Raw genomic sequence first — 17103 nt, 5'->3', positions numbered from 1 at the left:
TCATGAACACATCCCCCTCACCCCTTGCCGACCTGGCCCGCTCCGGGAAGCCGATCGGAGTGGGCATCATCGGACTCGGCGCGCAGGGGAGCTGGGCCGAGCGCTCCCACCTGCCGGCCCTGCGCGCCGTCCCCGGGTACGAGCTGAGGGCGCTGAGCACCAGCTCGCAGCAGTCGGCGGAGCTCTCCGGCCGCAAACACGGCGTACCCCGCACCTTCGGCACCGCGGCCGAGCTGGCCGCCTGCGACGAGGTGGACCTCGTGGTCGTGGCGGTGAAGGTGCCGCACCACCGCGAACTGGTGGAGACGGCGCTGAGTGCGGGCAAGAGCGTGCTGTGCGAATGGCCGCTGGGCAACGGGCTCGCGGAGGCCGAGGAGATGGCCCGGCTGGCCCGGGGGCACGCCGTGCCGACCGCCGTAGGCCTCCAGGCGCGTTCGCACCCCGCTCTCGCCCACCTGCGGGACCTCCTGGCGGACGGCTACGTGGGGGAGGTGCTGTCCACGACGGTCGTCGGCTCCGGCGGCGCCTGGGGCCCCACCGTCGGCCCCGGCGACCACTACGTCCTCGACGCCGCCAACGGCGCGACCCTGCTCACCATCCCCTTCAGTCACGCGCTCGACGGGCTCGCGTCCGTGCTGGGCGAGCCCGAGGAGCTGCGGATCGGCCTGGCGTCACGGCGTACGGCGGCCGTGGACACCGAGAGCGGACGGGCCGTGCCCATGACCGCCCCCGACCAGGTGGTGGCCTCGGGACGGCTCCCCGGCGGCGCGGTGGTCACCTTCCACTACCGCGGAGGCATGTCCCGGGGCACCAACTTCCGCTGGGAGATCAACGGCACCGAGGGCGACCTCGTCGTCACCGCCCCGGTCGGCCACCCCCAGCTCAGCCGGCTCACCCTCGAGGGCGGCCGTGGCGCGTCCACCGGCCTGGCGCCCCTCCCGGTGCCGGAGTCGTACGTCCGCGTCCCCGGTCTTGACCCGCGGACCGACGCGCCGGCCTACGCGGTCGCCCACGCCTACCGGCAATTCCTGGACGACCTGCGCGAGGGCACCTCGGCCGTCCCCGACTTCGCGCACGGCGCCGCCCGGCACCGCGGCATCGCCACCGCCCTGACCGGCGCCTGACGGCTACTCTGCCGCCGTCTGCGGCTCGACGTAGGTGTTGTCGAACCAGTCGATGAACTCCCGCACCGTGCCGATCCTGGCGACCCTGGCGTGCAGGGCCTTCTGGTCGTGGCCGATCAGGAACCAGCCGGTGCTGACGGACTCCCCGCAGCCGCACTGGCACAGACGGGCGTCGTGCGGGGACTCGAAGTAGGCGATCGGGTTGCGGTGGGCGGCCACGGGGGGCTCGCCGCCCACGTAGGCGTCGTACACCTCGTCGCCCGGCTTGAGGAACCTGCCCTCCATGGCCTTGCGCCCGCCGGCCACCGGCACCAGCCGGTCGATCGCGATGGCCATGCGGACCGTGCCGTCGGCGGACAGCAGCGCGTACTGCTCCTTCTCGGCCCGCTCGCCGAGCACCCAGCAGCCGCGGTTGGCCTCGAACAGCGCTTCGTCGTCCATGGCCGGGTCCCAGCCGACGTGGTTGCGGCCCAGCTGGTCCTCCTTCGGGTTGACGTACCGCATGGGACCGAGCGCGATGTGAATCATGAATTCCCCCAACACGACTGTGCACAGGGCCAGTTGCCCCGTACGTCCGTACGCATCCTGACAGGGGGACCAGATACTTGCAACCCCTAGGAGGCCAGGGTTGGGGAGTTAAGAGACTCCCGCCGCCGTGCCCAGGCGGCTGAGGCCCTTGCCCCCAGCCGCCGGGCCCGCGGGCTCAGTTGGCCAGCGCGAGGCGCTCCACGTAGGCGACCTTCACGGTCGCGATGTCGGACAGCTCGTGCCTGTCCTCGATCTCGCTGTACTCGTTGAACTCGCTCTTGTCGGCGTCGGTTCTGCCCGCCGCCAGATGCGTCGACCCGATGTACGTCTGGGCGACGAAGTCGCCGTCCTCGTCGAAGGCGTTGACGATGACCGAGTAGTTGGCGTGTTCGCCACCCTCGTTGGTGATCCTGTAGACGAACTCGTAGGTCTCGTCGGTCGCCTCGTCGCAGTCGTTGTAGGTGAACTCGTCGGTGTCGTCGCAGAGTTCGTACGAATCGCCCTCCTCGGTGACGAGCTTGCCGCCCGAGACCTCGACATGGTCGAGGGGTTCGTCGTCGTCATCCTCCAGCGCCCACCAGGCGACTCCGCCGCCGGCGAGGAGTAAGGCGGTGACACAGGCGGCTATGAGGAGTCCCTTGCTCCGCCGACGGCCCGTAGTGGCGGCCGGGGCGGGCGCGGCAAAGGACTGGGTCGCGGTGGGCGGTGCCGCCGGGGGCGGCGGGGGCGGCGGGGGAGTGGTGGTGTCCGGTCTCTCGGGCGTGCTCTCGGTCATGAGGGGCTCCAAGTGGACTCAGGTGGACGCACGGGAACTCTCGCCGGTGCGGTCGTCCGTCCTCACCATGCGGCTGATGGTCCCCGCCAGGAAGAGCACGGCGGCAAGGACCGCCACGACGCACGCCATCCCGAAGACATCGGACTGCTCGTCCTCGAACATGCCGGTCGCGGTCAGCGCCAGGAAGACGCCGGATGTCTGCCAACCGGTTCCCCCGGGCATCGGACCCGCGGACCGCGTCCGTACGCGCGGCACCCACAGCCGCAGCAGCTCGACGACGGCGGCCAGAGCGACGAGCCGAGAAGCGATCATCGTGTACGGGTGAGCCGTGTTGCCGCCCAGTTCACCCACACCCACCACGGCCGTGAAGCCGAAATAGAGCACCGGGACCAGCCAGCCGGGACTCGCCCGGTTGACCGAAACCGGACGGTGACCGGCCGGCTCCGTGACCGCCGCGCGGCCGGCCCCGGTGTCTGCGCCCTCCGGAGCTCGGGGAGACGGGATGCCGGGGAGGTGGGACGGCGGCGGCACCTCGGCGACCGGCCGGAGCGCGCGCCGCTGAGCGCGGCGGCCGCGGCGGCCGACATCGCCGTATGCCTCGATGTGCGCGGCCAGTTCACCCTGGATGTCCCTGAGCTGCTCGGCCATCGTGTCGAACTCCGCCCGGCGTACGGCGGCGAGCCGCGCGGCCTCCCGGGCGGCGCCGTCGAGCAGGCCGAGGGCCTCGCTGTGCAGCCGTACGGCCTCCGCGCGCGCCGTCCCGGCGGTCTGCGACACCCGGCCCAACTCCTCCCGCAGCCGGGTCTTTTCGGCCTCGATGATCTCGGTGATGCGGTGCCGCTCGTCCGGAGGCAGCCTGCGCGGGGCGCGGGCCTCCGCACGGGCCAGGGCGGCCCGGCGCCACTCCAGCAGCGGACGCCCGCGGTGCTCGCCGATGCCGTTGATGTGGACCTTGCCGCCCTCGGTGCGGTGGATGTAGAGGACGTCGCCGCCCTTGCCGTTCGGCGCCTTGCCCCAGCTCACGTCGTCGAAGTCGGCGGCGGTCCTGATGCCCTGCGCCGCCAGGCTGCGGACGAGGCCGGCGCCGATGCCGTTGACCTCGCGCTCGTTGAGGTACGTGCGGCCGAGGGCCCGCTCGACCGACTGACGGCGCAGGACGGCCAGGGCCTGCTCCTCACGGCGGTCGCGTTCTCCGTCCAGGGCGCCGATCCGGTGGTTCAGCGAGGCCTCCCGGCCGGCCCGCTCCTTGTCGATGCGCCGCAGCTTCTCGCCGTGCGCGTCTTCGACGCGGTCGCGCTGCCTCGCCTCGTGCCGGAGGCGCCGCTGGTCGGCGACCTCGAAGGCGCGGCGCTCGGAGAGGAGGCGACGGAGGGCGCCGATCGACTGGACGAGCCGGCGGCGTTCCGCCCGCACCTCCGACGGGGAAGGGGCGGCCGAGGGCGGGACGGAAACCGATCCGTCCCGGCGGGGGGTGGTGCTGTCGGTCAATGAGGCCTTCCTCAGGGAACAGGGCAACGGGGTGTCGAGGGCCGGGGCCCGGGGTGCGGTGCGGGCGGAGACGAGGGGCGATTTCCGGCCACGGCCCACACGGAGGTGACCTGCGACGTCGCACAAAGGTTGTACGCAGCAGCGAGGAAAAAAATCCGCCCTTCTTGTCCGCCCTTCCTGCCCCCTTCCTGCCCTCCCGGCCCGGCCGTCCCGACCCGCCGGACGCCCCGGCGCTCTGTCGCGGATCGCCCCCGTGGTGGATCCTTCCCCGGGGCAAGTCAGCCCCCGAGCCCGGTCGAACCGTTCATGAAGCGACACACCGCCCCGCAGGGAGCCGCCGTGACCGCCGTCCTGACCCTCCGAGCCCGTATCCGGCTCGTCCTCGCCGCACTCCTCCTTCTCACCCTCATACCCTCCGCCCCCGCACTGGCCGCCGCCCCACCCGGCACGGCCACCCCCGGCACGACCCCCGGTGCCCCGACCCCCGCCGCCACGAGACCGCACGGAGCCGAGGTCGTCGCGGTCACCCAGGTCGCGGACCGCCAGCTGGACCTGACGGTGCGCTCACAGGCCCTGGGCGGCCGGACGGTCGACGTCCGCCTCCTCACCCCCGACGGCTGGAACCCGGCCGACCGACGGCAGCACTGGCCGACCTTCTGGCTCCTGCACGGCTGCTGCGGCGACTACACGTCCTGGACCGCCATGACGGACGTCGCGGACATCGACAGCCTCCGCGACGTGCTCGTGGTCATGCCCGAGGCCGGCTGGAACGGCTGGTACAGCGACTGGTGGAACCACGGCCGGGGCGGCGACCCCGCCTGGGAGACCTTCCACACCGTGGAGCTGCGGCACCTCCTCGAGCGGGACTGGGGTGCGGGGCGCGACCGCGTCGTGGCCGGCCTGTCGATGGGCGGCCAGGGCGCCCTGCTGTACGCCGCCCGCCACCCCGGCATGTTCCGGGCCACCGCCGCCTACTCCGGCTCCGCGCATCCGCTGCTCAACGACGAGTCGGTCGACCGCATCATGGGCTTCTTCGCGGGCCAGGGCGACGACCCCCTGCGCGTCTGGGGCGACCCGGTCGCGCAGCGCCGCATCTGGCAGGCGCACGACCCCTTCCACCTGGCCAAGCGCCTCAAGCACGTCCCCGTCTACCTGTCCTGCGGAGACGGCACCACCGGCCCCCTGGACGCGCCGGGCAGCACCAGCGCCCTGGAGGCCGACTTCAACCGCCAAAACCACGCACTGGCGGCGGAGTTGAGGCGCGTGGGCGCGAAGCACCTGACCACCAACTTCTACGGTCCCGGCACGCACGCCTGGGCCTACTGGGAACGCGAACTGCACGCCTCGCTCCCGATGCTGCTCGGCGCGCTCGGCATGCACCGCTGAGCCCTCGCGGGCCGGCCACCACGCACGATGGAAGCACCACTTCCGGAAATCGATGCCTGAGGCACCGTTGACGCCGTCAACGTCCATACGTTATTGAACGCCCGGCGTCGCGCTGTGTACGGTGGCCGCATGCCACAGACCCCGGCCACTCCGACGAACCCGTTGGTAACCGGTTCCGAGATCGCCCGTATCGCAGGTGTCACCCGTGCCGCCGTGTCCAACTGGAGACGGCGGTACGACGACTTTCCGGCACCGGCCGGCGGCGGGGCCCACAGCCCGCTGTTCGACCTGGCCGAGGTGCAGGCCTGGCTGGACAAGCAGCGCAAGGGGCAGGACGTCACCGACGAGGTGCACCTGTGGCAGGTGCTGCGCGGCACCTACGGCGACGACATCCTCGGCGGCCTCGCCGACGTCGCCGAGACCCTCACCGCCGACGGAGCCGACACGCCCCCCGCGCTCCCGGAGCAGGCCCTCGACCTCGCCCGGCGCCTGGCGGAGGAACGTACCCCCGCCGAGGTGGTGAACGACCTCGCCGAGCGCTTCACGGACTCCGTACGCCGTGCCGGCTCCGACCAGGTCACCTCGCCCCGGGTGGTCCGCGCCGTCCGCCACTTCGCCGGGGATGTGCCGGCCGACGCCGTACTGTTCGACCCCGCCTGCGGCATCGGCACCCTCCTCCTCGCCGTGGGATCCGCCCCGGATGTCCGCCGGTACGGCCAGGAAGCGGACGCCCGCAGCGCCCGGTTCGCGCAGGCACGGGGCGATCTCACCGAGCGGACCCACATCGACGTCGAACAGGGCGATTCCCTGCGTTCGGACCGGTGGCCCGAGGTCAAGGCCGACCTGGTCGTGTGCGATCCGCCGGTGAGCGACACCGACTGGGGCCGGGAGGAGCTGCTCCTCGACCCGCGCTGGGAACTCGGTACGCCGTCCCGCGCGGAGGGCGAACTGGCCTGGCTCCAGCACGCCTACGCCCACACCGCGCCCGGCGGCCGTGTGATCGTGGTCATGCCCGCCTCGGTGGCCTACCGCAAGGCCGGCCGCCGCATCCGCGCGGAGCTCGTCCGCCGCGGCATCCTGACCCAGGTCACCGCGCTGGCCCCGGGCACCGCCGCCGCGCACTCCCTCCCCGTGCACCTGTGGCACCTGCGCCGACCCCCGACACCGGACGACATGGCCGCCACGGTGCGCATGGTCGACCTGACGTCCAACGATCCGGACGCCTCCCTGGACCCGCGGCCCGAGCAGATCACCGAGGTCGCCCAGATCGACCTGCTGGACGACCTCGTCGACCTCACCCCCGGCCGCTACGTGGCGGAGTCCCACCGCGACTACGGAGCCGAGTACGAGGCCCTGCGCCGGGAACTGGCCGAGCAGCTGGACCGGCTGGCGGAACTGCTGCCGGCGCTGACCGCGGGCGAGCCGGCCGGCGTACTGGACGGGCCCAGCGTCAGCGTCGCCGACCTGGTCCGTGCCGGGCTGGTCGAATTCGGCGACCCGGAGCCGGTCTCGACCAGCGACCAGCTCGACACCGACTTCCTCCAGGGCTTCCTGCACGGCACCGCCAACAGCCGCCGCTCCACCAGCGCCAGCGGCACTTTCCGCCTGGACAGCAAGGGCGCCCGCATCCCGCAGATGGACATCACCGCCCAGCGCCGCTACGGCTCCGCCTTCCGCGCCCTGAAGGAATTCGAGGAACGCTCCCGCCGCGTCACGGAACTCACCCGCCAGATCACCACCCTGGCCCACGACGCCCTGAGCACCGGCGCCCTACGCCCCCACGACTGACCCGCCCGCCCCGCCGCGCACCATCCGGGCGGCGACTTCCGCGACGTCCGCGAGCAGCCCCGCCGGATCCTGATCGAGGTCCAGGGCGTGCTGGTGCAGCACGATGCCCGCGTGCCGTACGCGATGGGCGGCATGACCGGCATGGCCCTTCGCGTACACCAGGTGTCCTTCGCGCAGCCCGAGCGCCGTGCAGTAGGCGAGCATCTGATACAGATCGGCGTCCGGATATCCGCTCGGTTTCTCTGCCTTGTACTTGGCGTCGGCCACCGCACACAGCGCGCGGTCCGGCCCGTACAGGACGAGGTCGGGCCTCATGCGGACGGCCGCCGCCTCGTCCAGATGATGGGCGTCCTGGAACCGGGCGAGATGCCCCGACCTGCGCAGCGCTTCCCGCAGGGCGACCGTCACGAAGTCCTCGAACAGCTGGTTCATGTCGAACAGGAACCCTTCGACGCGCAGCCCGCCCGGCCCGTGCTCCGGCGAGGCGTCCTCCAGGACGGCACGCGCGAGCCCCAGCGCGTGGTGGTAGCGGGCGTTGAGCCGGCTCGGACGCCACGCGGGAAGCGGACGGCCGCGCCCGAGCACCGTCACATCCGCCAGCCGGGCCCGCTGGTGCAGCAGCCCGCGCCGTACGTCCCGCGGCACCCCCGGCACCCGCAGCAGGCGCTCCACGGCGGTGCGCAGGATCCGGTTCTCCGCGATGTCCGTCGTGAACTCGTCGTACGCCACCTCCACGGGCACGGTCGTTCCGAAGCGGCGTCGTATCTGCTCGGCCTCCCGGATCCGCCCCCGCACGACCAGCGACGACTCCTCGGCCACCCGGTACCCCTGCAACAGCCCCTGCCGCAAGGCCCGGTCCACCTGCCGCTCGACGGCGTGGGCGAGTGCCGGCACCAGGTCCTCGTGCTCGGCCACCTCCACCTCGCCGTCCCGCCAGGCACCGGCGGGGTCGAGGCTGTACCCGAGCAGGAAGAACAGACGGCCGACCGGCACCTTGGGGACGATCCGCAGTGTGAACGGAGCACCCCCTCCCGGCACGGCGACGCCGACGGCCCCGACCTTGCTCCCCGCCCGCAGCAGCCACCGCCCGGGGGAGTACGCGTCCGGAACCGCGTCCGCGATCCGCAGGGCGGCGACCGCCTGTCCCACACCCTCGGGTAGCGCGACACTCACCGCGGGCGCGTGCTCGACGAGTTCGACGACCCGCGTCACCCCGGAGACTCCCGCAGCGCCGTCAGCCCGTACCGCTTCTCGACGTCCACGCCCTCGCCGTAGTGGTGTTCCTCCAGCAGCGGGAGGATCTTCGTCCGCCAGGTCCGCTCCAGACCGCCGTCCCGGTGGACACCGTCCTTCATGAGGTACGAGGGCCCGATACGGAAGTCGGGGTCGTCGATCCGCACGTTGAGGGCGTCGAGCAGATCGGCCGGTTCGCAGTCCCTGGCCTCCTTCTCCAGCCAGCGCCGCAGCAGTCCCCTGGTCGGCTCGGTGCGCGGCGACAGCTCGACGAACGCGAACCGCCGCCGCATCGCCGCGTCCACCAGGGCGATGGACCGGTCGGCCGTGTTCATCGTGCCGATCACGAACAGGTTCCGCGGAAGGGAGAAGTCGTCCCCGGAGTACGTCAGCCGCACCGACTTCCTGCGGTACTCCAGCAGGAAGTACAGCTCACCGAAGACCTTTGCGAGGTTGGCCCGGTTGATCTCGTCGATGATCAGGAAATGCGGGATGTGATGGTTGCCCTCACCGGAGGCGAGGTCGGCCAGCTCCCGCAGCGGCCCGGCGGTGAGCCGGAAGGCCACCTCACGGGTCTCCGGGTCCTCCTGCGGCCGGAAGCCCTCGAAGAAGTCCTCGTAGGAGTACGAGGGGTGGAACTGCACCAGCTTGACCTGTTCGGGGCCACCGCCCAGGAACTCGGCGAGCTCCAGGGCGAGATAGGTCTTGCCGGTGCCGGGCGGGCCGTAGAGTACCAGCTGGCGCTCGTCCCACAGCAGACCGCACAGCTCCTCCAGCCAGGCCATGTCGTGCACCAGCAGCTTGTCGGCCAGCTCCGGTGTCGGCCGGGGCAGTTCCAGGTCACGACGGGCCGTGAGGGCGGGGATCTCCACGCCGGGAGCACGGTCGGTGGCCTCGGCCTCGTCGATCAGATCCTGGTCGCTCAGCCCGAGGCCGTCGAGCAGGTCCTTGACCACCGTGAGATCGACCACCTCGTGAGGGGATGCGAGCCGCTGCTGCAACTCCTCCGGCAGCTCGTCGTACGCGTGCGCCTGCTCCGCCCAGTCCACCGGACGGCGCAGATTGGACCGCCCGTCCTCGGAGTCGACCTGCTCGGCGGGGCCGGAGACGACACCGACGTGGAGCCATCCGCCGGAGCGGGTGCACACCACGTCGCCCGGCCGCATGCGGGACACGAACGCGTGCATGTCCTCGACCAGTTGCATCTTCTGGTTGTACGTGGCGGTGGACGCGTAGTCCTCGTCGACGGCCCTGCGCAGTCCGTCCTTGCTGACACCCTGCGCCACGCCCTTGCGCAGATGGCGGGCCGAGAGGGAGACCAGCCCCTCGGACAGCCACAGCTGTCGCACCAGGTCGAGACCGGAGACGTTGGCCCCGCGCACCAGCCAGGCCCGGCTGCGTCCCCACCAGACCTGGTCGAGATAGTCGGCCAGCGGGTGTCCGTCCGCCGACTTCCACTCGGTCCACCCGTTGGCGCTGCGTCCGACCAGGATCTCGGCGGCCGCCGACGGCGAGTTGCACTCGACGTCCTCCGTCAGTTCCAGCCGGCCGGGCCACCGGGCGGAACCGGCCAGCGTCCCCTCGGCGATCAGCCGCTGACGGAGCCGGTACGACGACTTCATGCGGTGCGGGAAAGACGGCACGACCTCCGTCCGCCCGGGCGATCCGGCCAGGACGACGAACTTCTGACTTCCGTTGGTTCCCTTCTCCGTGAGCAGTCGCCCCCGTGCCTCGGGGCCACCGCCCGGCAGCCGCAACCGGAACTCCGGGTACTCCGTCGTGCCGGAGGGAGGCCGGTCCTCTCCGGACAGGGCCTCGTGCTCCACGCTCACGCACTCCTCCTCGTCCCCGGGACCCCGTCCGTCGCCGGCGGACCGGCGCCCAGCACCGCCAGCAGCGCCGTGACTTCCTCCAGCCGCACCGCCACTTCGGCCGGCGCGGGCGGCAGTTCGTAGGTGCGGTAGTGGCAGGCCGCGCTGAGCGCCGCCCACGTCGTGCGGCACCGGCGCGCGGTGTCACGTCCCGCGTACCACTCCAGACACAGGATGCGGTGCTTGCCGATCCGGGTCATGCGCGGGGTGACCTGCCGCCAGTAGGCGTCGAGGGCCTGCTCGAGCGCCATGCGCAGGAGGACCGCCGCGGCGCGCGCCCGCAGTCCCGGAGTCAGGAGCCCCACGGCCCCGGCCGGCGGCAGCAGCAGCCGGCCGGCATCGGCCACCAGCTTCTCCGGGGCGGCCGTCATCGCGCGTCCCCACCGTTCACGGGCGTCGGTACGCCGTTGGCGGCGGCTCCGGAACTACTGAGGATGGCCCTCGCCAACGAGCTCGTGCGGGACACCAGCGCCTTGCGGTCGTCGACCGTGGGCAGGGCTGTGTGCGTGCCGATGTTGAGGGACTCGAGTAGTTTCCAGCCGCCTGCGCGCGTCCGCTCGACGGCATCGCGGGCGTGCTGCTTCTCATCGCCCAGCAGGGCGAGCGCCACGTACTCCTTGGTGCGTTCCAGAGACGCGATACGCTTCTCGACCTCCGGCAGTGACATCCCGCGCTCGTCGCGCAGGCGGCGTCGCGCCACCGTCAGACTCGCGACTTCGATGGCGCCCCTGCACATGGCGGGCAGTACGCGATCGGCCACGTCCTGGGGCAGGTCGGGGTCGAGGGAAACGGCTCGCGCCTCCGACAGTGCCTGGTCCACCGGGTCGGTCACCGTTTCGACGCCCACCACGGAATCGGTGCGACGGGTGACCCGCAGCACGGTGGCCCGGATGCCCAGGTGGGCGATCGCCTGCTGCAGCCGGGTGTCATGGGTGAAGACGATCACCTGGCGGTCCCGGGCCACGGTGTCGAGCACCCGGGCGAGTCCCTCGACCTTCTCCGGGTCCATGGACTGGACGGGGTCGTCGATCACCAGGAAGCCGAACGGGCTGTCCTCATGTGTGGCGCGCGGCAGGAACAGCGAGAGCGCCAGCGAGTGGAGCTCGCCCTGGCTCATCACGCTGTACGCGGGTGCGGTCATGTCGTCGACGGTGACGTCGAGTTCCACTCTGCCGCGGCCGGGGGTCCCGGCAAGGGTGACGGAACCCAGCGTGACGCTGCTGTGCTCGCACAGCTGCTGCCACACCTCCTGCGAGCGTTCGGCGAAGGGACGCAGCCGCTCGTCGCGCAGTTCGTCGATGACCTTGCGCAGCCAGGCACGTGCCTTCTTCACCTGGGGGCGGCGGGCGCGGGCGGTGTCGGCCCCTTCGGCCACGGACAGCCAGTCGGTGAGCCGCACGGCCATCGGCTGCCAGTCGCCGTCCTGCTCGGCCAGCCGGCGGACCGCGTCCTCGCGGACCTGCCGGCACGCCTCCTCCAGGGCGACGGCGGCGCGCTCCGCCCGGCCGGCCAGGTCCGGGACGTCGGCGACGTTCCGGCACAGCGCCCACTGCCGCCAGAGCTCGGCAAGGGGCGAGTCGTCCGTCTGCAGCCACGCCGGGACGGGGTCGATCACGTCGTGCAGCGCCTGCCGGGCCTTCGCGACGTCCTGCAGCGCGGTCTCCGCCTCGGCGGCCTCCTGCTGCAGCCGTTCCACCTCGGCCCGCGCCCGCTCGGCCCACGCCTGGTCGAGCCGTCCGCCGGTGCCGCACACCGGGCAGTCCGGGGACCGGGACCGGCGCCGGTGGTCCAGTGCCGCTTCCAGCAGCATCGCCAGCCGCCGGGAGTTCTCCGCACTGCCGTCCCGGGCGTCCTCCGCGCGAGCCGCCGCCTCACGCAGCCGCGCAACCGCTCCGGAGACCTCGCACAGGTCGGGACCGGTGACGCCGGCATGCCGCCGCAGCCGGGCCAGTTCCGTCTCGGCCGCCACGGACCGGTTCGCCAGCAGCGCCCGCACCCTGCCGGTGTCCGGCGGACCGCAGGACAGCGCCTCGGCCGCCTCCCGCGCCCTCGGGTCGTCCAGCGCGGCCAGTTCGCCGCGCAGCTGTTCCGTGCGCTGCTTCTCGTCCTTGTCGGCCTTGTCACACGCGGCGGCCGCGTCCTTGACGCGTCCGTCGAGGTCGGCCAGTAACTCCAGCCCGAGGAGCTTGAAGAAGGCGTCGTGCAGATCGGAGAGCGTGCCGTTGATCATGGAGCCGAGCTCGCTGTACGGCAGGAAGGGCCGGGCGAGGTCGAGCGCGCGGGCGTCGACGATCTCGCTCACCTGACGCTCCGTGCCGTCGGGCCCTTCGGCGCGCGTGTGCGCGTCGTCCACCTTCGCTCCGTACCAGGTCCGGCGCACAGTGACGGGTTCGCGGTGCTCGCCGACGCTCAGTTCGACGGACACCTCGGGCACCACGTCGGGGCTGTGCAGGTTCCGCCACCCCTGCTTCCAGTCACCGGCCCTGCGCTTGTCCCAGCGGGAGTTGCGTCCGGTCAGGGCCGTCTCCGCCGCCTCGGCGAAGCTCGACTTGCCGGAGCCGTTGGGCCCGGCGACGACCACCAGGCCCGGTCCGGGCGGCAGTTCGAGCGTGGTGCGCGGCCCGATGCCCCGCCAGCCGGCGGCGGTGACGGAACGCAACTGCACCGGGCCGGACCGCCCCTCGCCGCTCCCGACCCGCTCCTCGGGCAGCAGTTCGCGCAGCACGGAGCGTACGTCCGGGGGGAGATCCGAGCCGTCGAGCCGGGCGAGGAGAAGCTCCCGCACGGAGGCCGGCCGGTCGGTGTCGGAATCGGCAGGGGTCTGCGGACGGTCGGTCATGTGCTGCTCCTCCTGTGTGGGTGCTGAGGGAGATGCGCTTGAGGCCGACGGGTCGACCTGTTGGCGAAACAACAATGACGCGAGCATGTGAATGCTGTCAACGCATTAACGAGAACGAGTGAAGACCCGCAAGTGTGTACGTATAGGAGTGCATCGCGCGGTCCGCCCCCCGATGCGTGCCCGTGCGGCCGCAACACTGCCGGTGAAGGGGAATGTGATGCTGCTTTTACCGCCGGGACTTGGCACCATGTGATGGGGGGAACGGCTGTACGCGGCGCGCGACATGACATGACGCGGGCTGCCGTGGTGGCGATGTGCGGGTGCCGACCGAGGGGGAGCAGTGGCGGACTGGATATACATCCTCAATCCGAACAAGGACACGCTCGACGGGGAACCGTCCGACAAGGAGACGATGCGACGGCTGGCGCAGGAGGAGCCCGAGCTCGACCTCTGGCTGAGCCGTCGCAACCGCATGGAGTACGGAGACCGCCTCTGGTTCTTCTTCACCCACCCCGACTCGGCGGTCGCCGCGGTGGCCGAGGTGGACAAGGAGCCCTGGGACGACCCGGAGGCCCCCGGTGTGTCCTACCTGGTCGGCGCGAGCCTGCTCGCCGATGCGACGCAGGCGCTGTACCGCAATCCCGTGACCCGGGACGAACTGGCACTCGCACAGGTGCGCTCGGTCCAGAAGGTGAAGCCGCAGGCGCTTCCGGTGCTGTTGGAGCGGGCGGGCCTCTGACCGGCGGGAGGAGGGCGGCTTCCCGGTGAGCCGCCCTCCTTACCGCACCGGCCCCCGCAGCCGGATCGTTGGCCTGTCGCGATGTCCGTCCAGGACCGTGTGGTCGACGGACGGCCGGGGCCGCGGCGGGGCCGCGGTGAGCGTGATGACGTCGCGGTCACCGAGCGCCGTCTGCCACTCGCCCGGCCGGGGCCGCGTGCCGCGCTCCCCGGCGGCCTGGGCGAACAGCGCGCGCACGGCGTCGGTCTGACGGTCATTCAGGCAACCGGATACCGGCTGAAGTTCATGACCCGGGAGCACGTACGGCTCCTGGGCGACGACGCGTCCCGCCACCAGAGCCGTCTTGTAGGCGTCGGTGTCCACCATCGCGTCCGTGGAGGGGGCGCGCGGATCGCTCCAGTCCGGGGTGGCGGCCTGGGCCTGGACCGCCGGGCGCCCCACCCGGCGGAAACCGTCGCAGTCGAGGAAGTACACGGTCGGCCCGGGGGAGAGGGACCACAGGACGTTGGCCTGTGAGATGTCACCGATCACGAGCCCGGCGCCGTGGAACCAGCCGACGGCCTCGACGCAGGCCAGCGCGAGCGCTCTGCGCTGGTCCGGATCCGGCTGCACGACGTCCTGCCAGGCCGCCTTCGGAGGCCGGATGAGGTACTGCAGTTCCAGCAGCTTCGTGGCCCCCGAGGCGGTCCGCCAGGTCATGTTCGCCGGAGCGCGTCGCATGAGGAACCCGACCACCCGGCCTCCCTCGACCACCCGGCACAGCGGCCAGGCGGCGAGGTCGTCCAGGCGCCCCCGGTCCGTCCCGCCGAGGCCCTGCCGCAGGGCGACCAGGTCCGCGAGGGCGGTGCCGTTGACCTTGGACGGCTCCTTGTACTCCTTGAACAGCAGCGGGCCGTCCGTGACCGCGTGGACGTCCCCCTGGCCGCCGCTGCCCACCCGTTCCGCGAGGGTGAGCGTGGACCGTTCGACGTCGGCCCCGTCCTCCGCGCTCATTCCGTCCCCTCCCACAGACAGATCACGGTCCGGTCGTCGTCGTAGGACTTGATCCGCGTCTGCGCCTGCCACAGGAAGTCGGACAGCGACGGCACGGCCGGCCCGCCCCACGCGCGGGCGAGGTGCCGGGCGAACGCCGGGTCCTTCTGCGTGAGCGGGTTGGTGATGCCGTCGGTGCCCAGGAGGAGAACCTGCCTGGGATCGCCGTACAGCAGCCTTGCCTTGACGCTGCGGTACGCATGCGGGAGGGCCTCGGTACGGGTGTCCAGGAGGCTTCCCTCGTCCACCGGGCCGGTCTCGTGCCACTGCCCCTCCCGCAGGACGAACAGCCCGCCGTCACCCACGCTGAACAGGACGCGCCCGGGGACGGCGGTGTCGACCGGCACCAGCAGTACGTGCAGGGTCGTGGCGTGTTCCGGCCCGATGTGCAGATCGCTGACGGCTCCGGCGATCGCCTTGTTGGCGATCGCGCGCAGCTCACCCTCGTCCCGGGCGGTCAGCGCCGCGTGGATGTTCTCCGCCTCCCGGTCCAGATGGAGCGCCGCCCGGTGGGTGACGTGGTACGAGCCCTCGTGCGAGCGGGCCGCCGAGCCCACCCCGTCGGCGACCGCCAGCAACAGCAGTTCGGCCTCGGGCGGACCGACGCGGGTCACCGTCATGGAGTCCTGGCGGCAGCTTCCCTCCCAGTTGTGGGAGTCGCCGCGGATGGAGGCCGCCCGGACGGTCAGCCGGCCGACCTGCGCACCGTCCAGCAGCACGGCCGGGGTGAGGGCCGCGAAGGGGTCGCCGTCCCGCACGGACGGGCACCGCAGCGGGTGCGGCGGGTAGCTGGGCGGCCGCCCGCCGACGTGCGCGGGCTCCCCGCGCGGCGGAAGTCCGGCCGGTTCTGCCGGTTCCGCCGGGGCCGCCGGGACTGCCGGGGCCGCCGGGGCCGGCGGGCAGTGCTCGGTCGCCGGAGCCGGCGGCTGGGACGCGGGAGCGGCGGTCCCCGGCGGCTGGGACGCGGGACCGGCGGTCCCCGGCGGCATACGCGTGTCCTGGACGATGCCGGTGGGCAGACCCGCCAGGTGCGCGTCCAACTCGTCGGCGTGGGTACGTGCGCTCACGTCAGGGGCGCCCTCGTGCGGCTCCGGAACTCCTCCTCCGTACTGCACCGGGCCCCTCACAGCTTGTCCAAGGAGAGGCTGGTGAACCCGGGCACCTGCTCGTCCACCTGCAGCTCGAACCCGTCCCCGCCCTGCGCGGCCATGCTGGTCGCCGAGCTGACGATGGACCGGGTCAGGCTGGAGGCGAACTCCCGCAGGGCGAGGGCCGGCGAGACGGACTGGTCCCGCTGGATGAACGCCTTGAAGTTGGCCACCTCGGTGATCGTCGCGGCGTCGGCGTCGCTGATCCCGAACGCGATGATCTTCGGCGCGTACCGGAAGGAGTTGAGGTCCTTGAGCGCGGCCTGCCAGCCGTCGTCGGTGGGGATACCGTCGGAGAGGAAGAACACCACGGGCCGGTAGACGTCGTGGCCCTCTGCCTTCAGCGCCGTGACGTCCTGCTCGATGGTGTCCTTGAGCAGCCGGAAGACGGCACCGAAGGACGTGACGCCGCCCGCCGACAGGGCAGGCAGCTGCGTCAGTTCGCTCAGGTCGGCGAGGGGCTGCAACACGGTGGCCTGGGTGGAGAAGCCGATGAGGGCGAACCGGGTCTTGTCCGCGACACTCGGGTTGGTGCTGATCTCGTGGTGCAGGTCGGGCAACGCCGCGTTGATGGTGCCGACGCCTTCCGGCCCCGCCATGGAGCCGGACTCGTCGCACACCATGTAGAAGGGGAGGAGTTGCATGGGCTGGTTCTCCTGAGCTGATGGGACGGCGTGGCCGTCAACGGGTGTAGAAGTAGATCTCCAGGTCGGCCGAGCCCGAAGGGCCGCCGTTCCAGAAGTCCCGGGTCGTCGCGTCGGTGAACATCTCCGGCCGGGCTTCGCGCAGGGCCTCGTTCACCTCCCGCGCGTACGCCTGGCCGGCACCGGGCTCCGGTGCCTGGCCGAAGGTCAGCACGAAGGCCGCGTCGCGCCCCTCGTACCGGGTGGTGGCGGCGCGGAGCTGCTCCACCATGCGCGGGGTGTCACCGGCCGCCGCCGTCAGACGCACCGTCACCGGCTTGCGCGCCACCGACCGCGGCCCGGTCGGCGTCGGGTCCGGACTCGGCTTCGGTTTCGGTGACCGTGTGGCGGCCGGTGAGGCCGAGGGCTCGGCACCGGCACGCGCGCCGAGCGGATCACCGCGGTCTCCCATGGACACCAGCGCGAGGACGAGGAGCATGTCGGCGAAGAGCCACCCCGCCAGGTGCAG

Annotated in this window: 15 protein-coding genes; 4 read left to right on the top strand and 11 right to left on the bottom strand. The window is 72.2% G+C overall.

All coding sequences use genetic code 11. The features are described 5' to 3' along the window. Nucleotides 1-2 precede the first annotated feature (2 nt). Nucleotides 3-1124 (top strand): Gfo/Idh/MocA family protein, encoded by a 1122-nt coding sequence (locus AC5L3C_RS05335; RefSeq protein WP_493647221.1) that lies wholly within the window; start codon nt 3-5, stop codon nt 1122-1124. Nucleotides 1125-1127: 3 nt separating this feature from the next. On the opposite strand, the gene AC5L3C_RS05330 is transcribed toward AC5L3C_RS05335, so the two are convergent. From AC5L3C_RS05330 to AC5L3C_RS05320, 3 genes are all read right to left on the bottom strand, one after another. Then, nucleotides 1128-1652: a hypothetical protein gene (locus tag AC5L3C_RS05330; protein WP_493647220.1), complete on the bottom strand. Its 525-nt coding sequence runs from the start codon at nt 1650-1652 to the stop codon at nt 1128-1130. Nucleotides 1653-1827: 175 nt separating this feature from the next. Next, entirely contained in the window at nt 1828-2427 is a 600-nt protein-coding gene (locus tag AC5L3C_RS05325) for a hypothetical protein (RefSeq protein WP_493647219.1), read from the bottom strand. An 18-nt stretch (nt 2428-2445) separates the two neighbouring features. Further along, a complete protein-coding gene (locus AC5L3C_RS05320) occupies nt 2446-3915 on the bottom strand; it encodes a hypothetical protein (RefSeq protein WP_493647217.1) in 1470 nt (489 codons plus the stop codon). A gap of 306 nt (nt 3916-4221) precedes the next feature. Between AC5L3C_RS05320 and AC5L3C_RS05315 the strand changes: the two genes are divergently transcribed. Together AC5L3C_RS05315 and AC5L3C_RS05310 are read left to right on the top strand one after the other, a co-directional pair. After that, complete coding sequence (locus tag AC5L3C_RS05315) at nt 4222-5301, top strand: alpha/beta hydrolase (protein WP_493647216.1); 1080 nt, start codon at nt 4222-4224, stop codon at nt 5299-5301. A gap of 129 nt (nt 5302-5430) precedes the next feature. After that, nucleotides 5431-7089 carry an N-6 DNA methylase gene (locus AC5L3C_RS05310; protein WP_185931021.1) on the top strand — a complete coding sequence of 553 codons (1659 nt, stop codon included), beginning with the start codon at nt 5431-5433 and terminating at the stop codon, nt 7087-7089. On the opposite strand, the gene AC5L3C_RS05305 is transcribed toward AC5L3C_RS05310, so the two are convergent. From AC5L3C_RS05305 to AC5L3C_RS05290, 4 genes are read right to left on the bottom strand one after another with little or no spacing between them, the layout of a single operon-like run. Next, nucleotides 7072-8301 (bottom strand): McrC family protein, encoded by a 1230-nt coding sequence (locus AC5L3C_RS05305; protein ID WP_493647215.1) that lies wholly within the window; start codon nt 8299-8301, stop codon nt 7072-7074. The two genes, AC5L3C_RS05310 and AC5L3C_RS05305, sit on opposite strands and share 18 nt — an antisense overlap. Next, on the bottom strand, nt 8298-10148 hold the full coding sequence (locus tag AC5L3C_RS05300; protein WP_493653742.1) for a DUF4357 domain-containing protein: 1851 nt from the start codon (nt 10146-10148) through the stop codon (nt 8298-8300). Before AC5L3C_RS05300 ends, AC5L3C_RS05305 begins: the two co-directional genes overlap by 4 nt. A 2-nt stretch (nt 10149-10150) precedes the next feature. Further along, complete coding sequence (locus AC5L3C_RS05295; RefSeq protein WP_493647214.1) at nt 10151-10564, bottom strand: hypothetical protein; 414 nt, start codon at nt 10562-10564, stop codon at nt 10151-10153. After that, nucleotides 10561-13032, bottom strand: coding sequence for an AAA family ATPase (locus tag AC5L3C_RS05290; protein WP_493647212.1), 2472 nt, complete (start codon nt 13030-13032; stop codon nt 10561-10563). The genes AC5L3C_RS05295 and AC5L3C_RS05290 overlap by 4 nt, the downstream gene beginning before the upstream one ends. 340 nt (nt 13033-13372) lie before the next feature. Between AC5L3C_RS05290 and AC5L3C_RS05285 the strand changes: the two genes are divergently transcribed. After that, a complete protein-coding gene (locus tag AC5L3C_RS05285; RefSeq protein ID WP_493647211.1) occupies nt 13373-13771 on the top strand; it encodes a hypothetical protein in 399 nt (132 codons plus the stop codon). Nucleotides 13772-13810: 39 nt separating this feature from the next. Here AC5L3C_RS05285 and AC5L3C_RS05280 read toward each other — a convergent pair whose 3' ends face one another. Genes AC5L3C_RS05280 through AC5L3C_RS05265 form a run of 4 tightly spaced genes read right to left on the bottom strand, consistent with a single transcriptional unit; the run spans nt 13811 to nt 17073 of the window. Beyond that, on the bottom strand, nt 13811-14764 hold the full coding sequence (locus AC5L3C_RS05280; RefSeq protein WP_493647209.1) for a hypothetical protein: 954 nt from the start codon (nt 14762-14764) through the stop codon (nt 13811-13813). Further along, entirely contained in the window at nt 14761-15870 is a 1110-nt protein-coding gene (locus tag AC5L3C_RS05275) for a protein phosphatase 2C domain-containing protein (RefSeq protein ID WP_493647207.1), read from the bottom strand. Before AC5L3C_RS05275 ends, AC5L3C_RS05280 begins: the two co-directional genes overlap by 4 nt. 56 nt (nt 15871-15926) lie before the next feature. Then, nucleotides 15927-16595, bottom strand: coding sequence for a vWA domain-containing protein (locus AC5L3C_RS05270; RefSeq protein ID WP_493647206.1), 669 nt, complete (start codon nt 16593-16595; stop codon nt 15927-15929). A gap of 37 nt (nt 16596-16632) precedes the next feature. Beyond that, nucleotides 16633-17073: a hypothetical protein gene (locus AC5L3C_RS05265; protein WP_493653741.1), complete on the bottom strand. Its 441-nt coding sequence runs from the start codon at nt 17071-17073 to the stop codon at nt 16633-16635. Nucleotides 17074-17103: the final 30 nt, after the last annotated feature.

It is taken from the genome of Streptomyces speibonae, from assembly GCF_984686075.1.
Note: the sequence above shows the minus strand (reverse complement) of the source record. Positions and strands in the feature narration are given on the sequence as shown.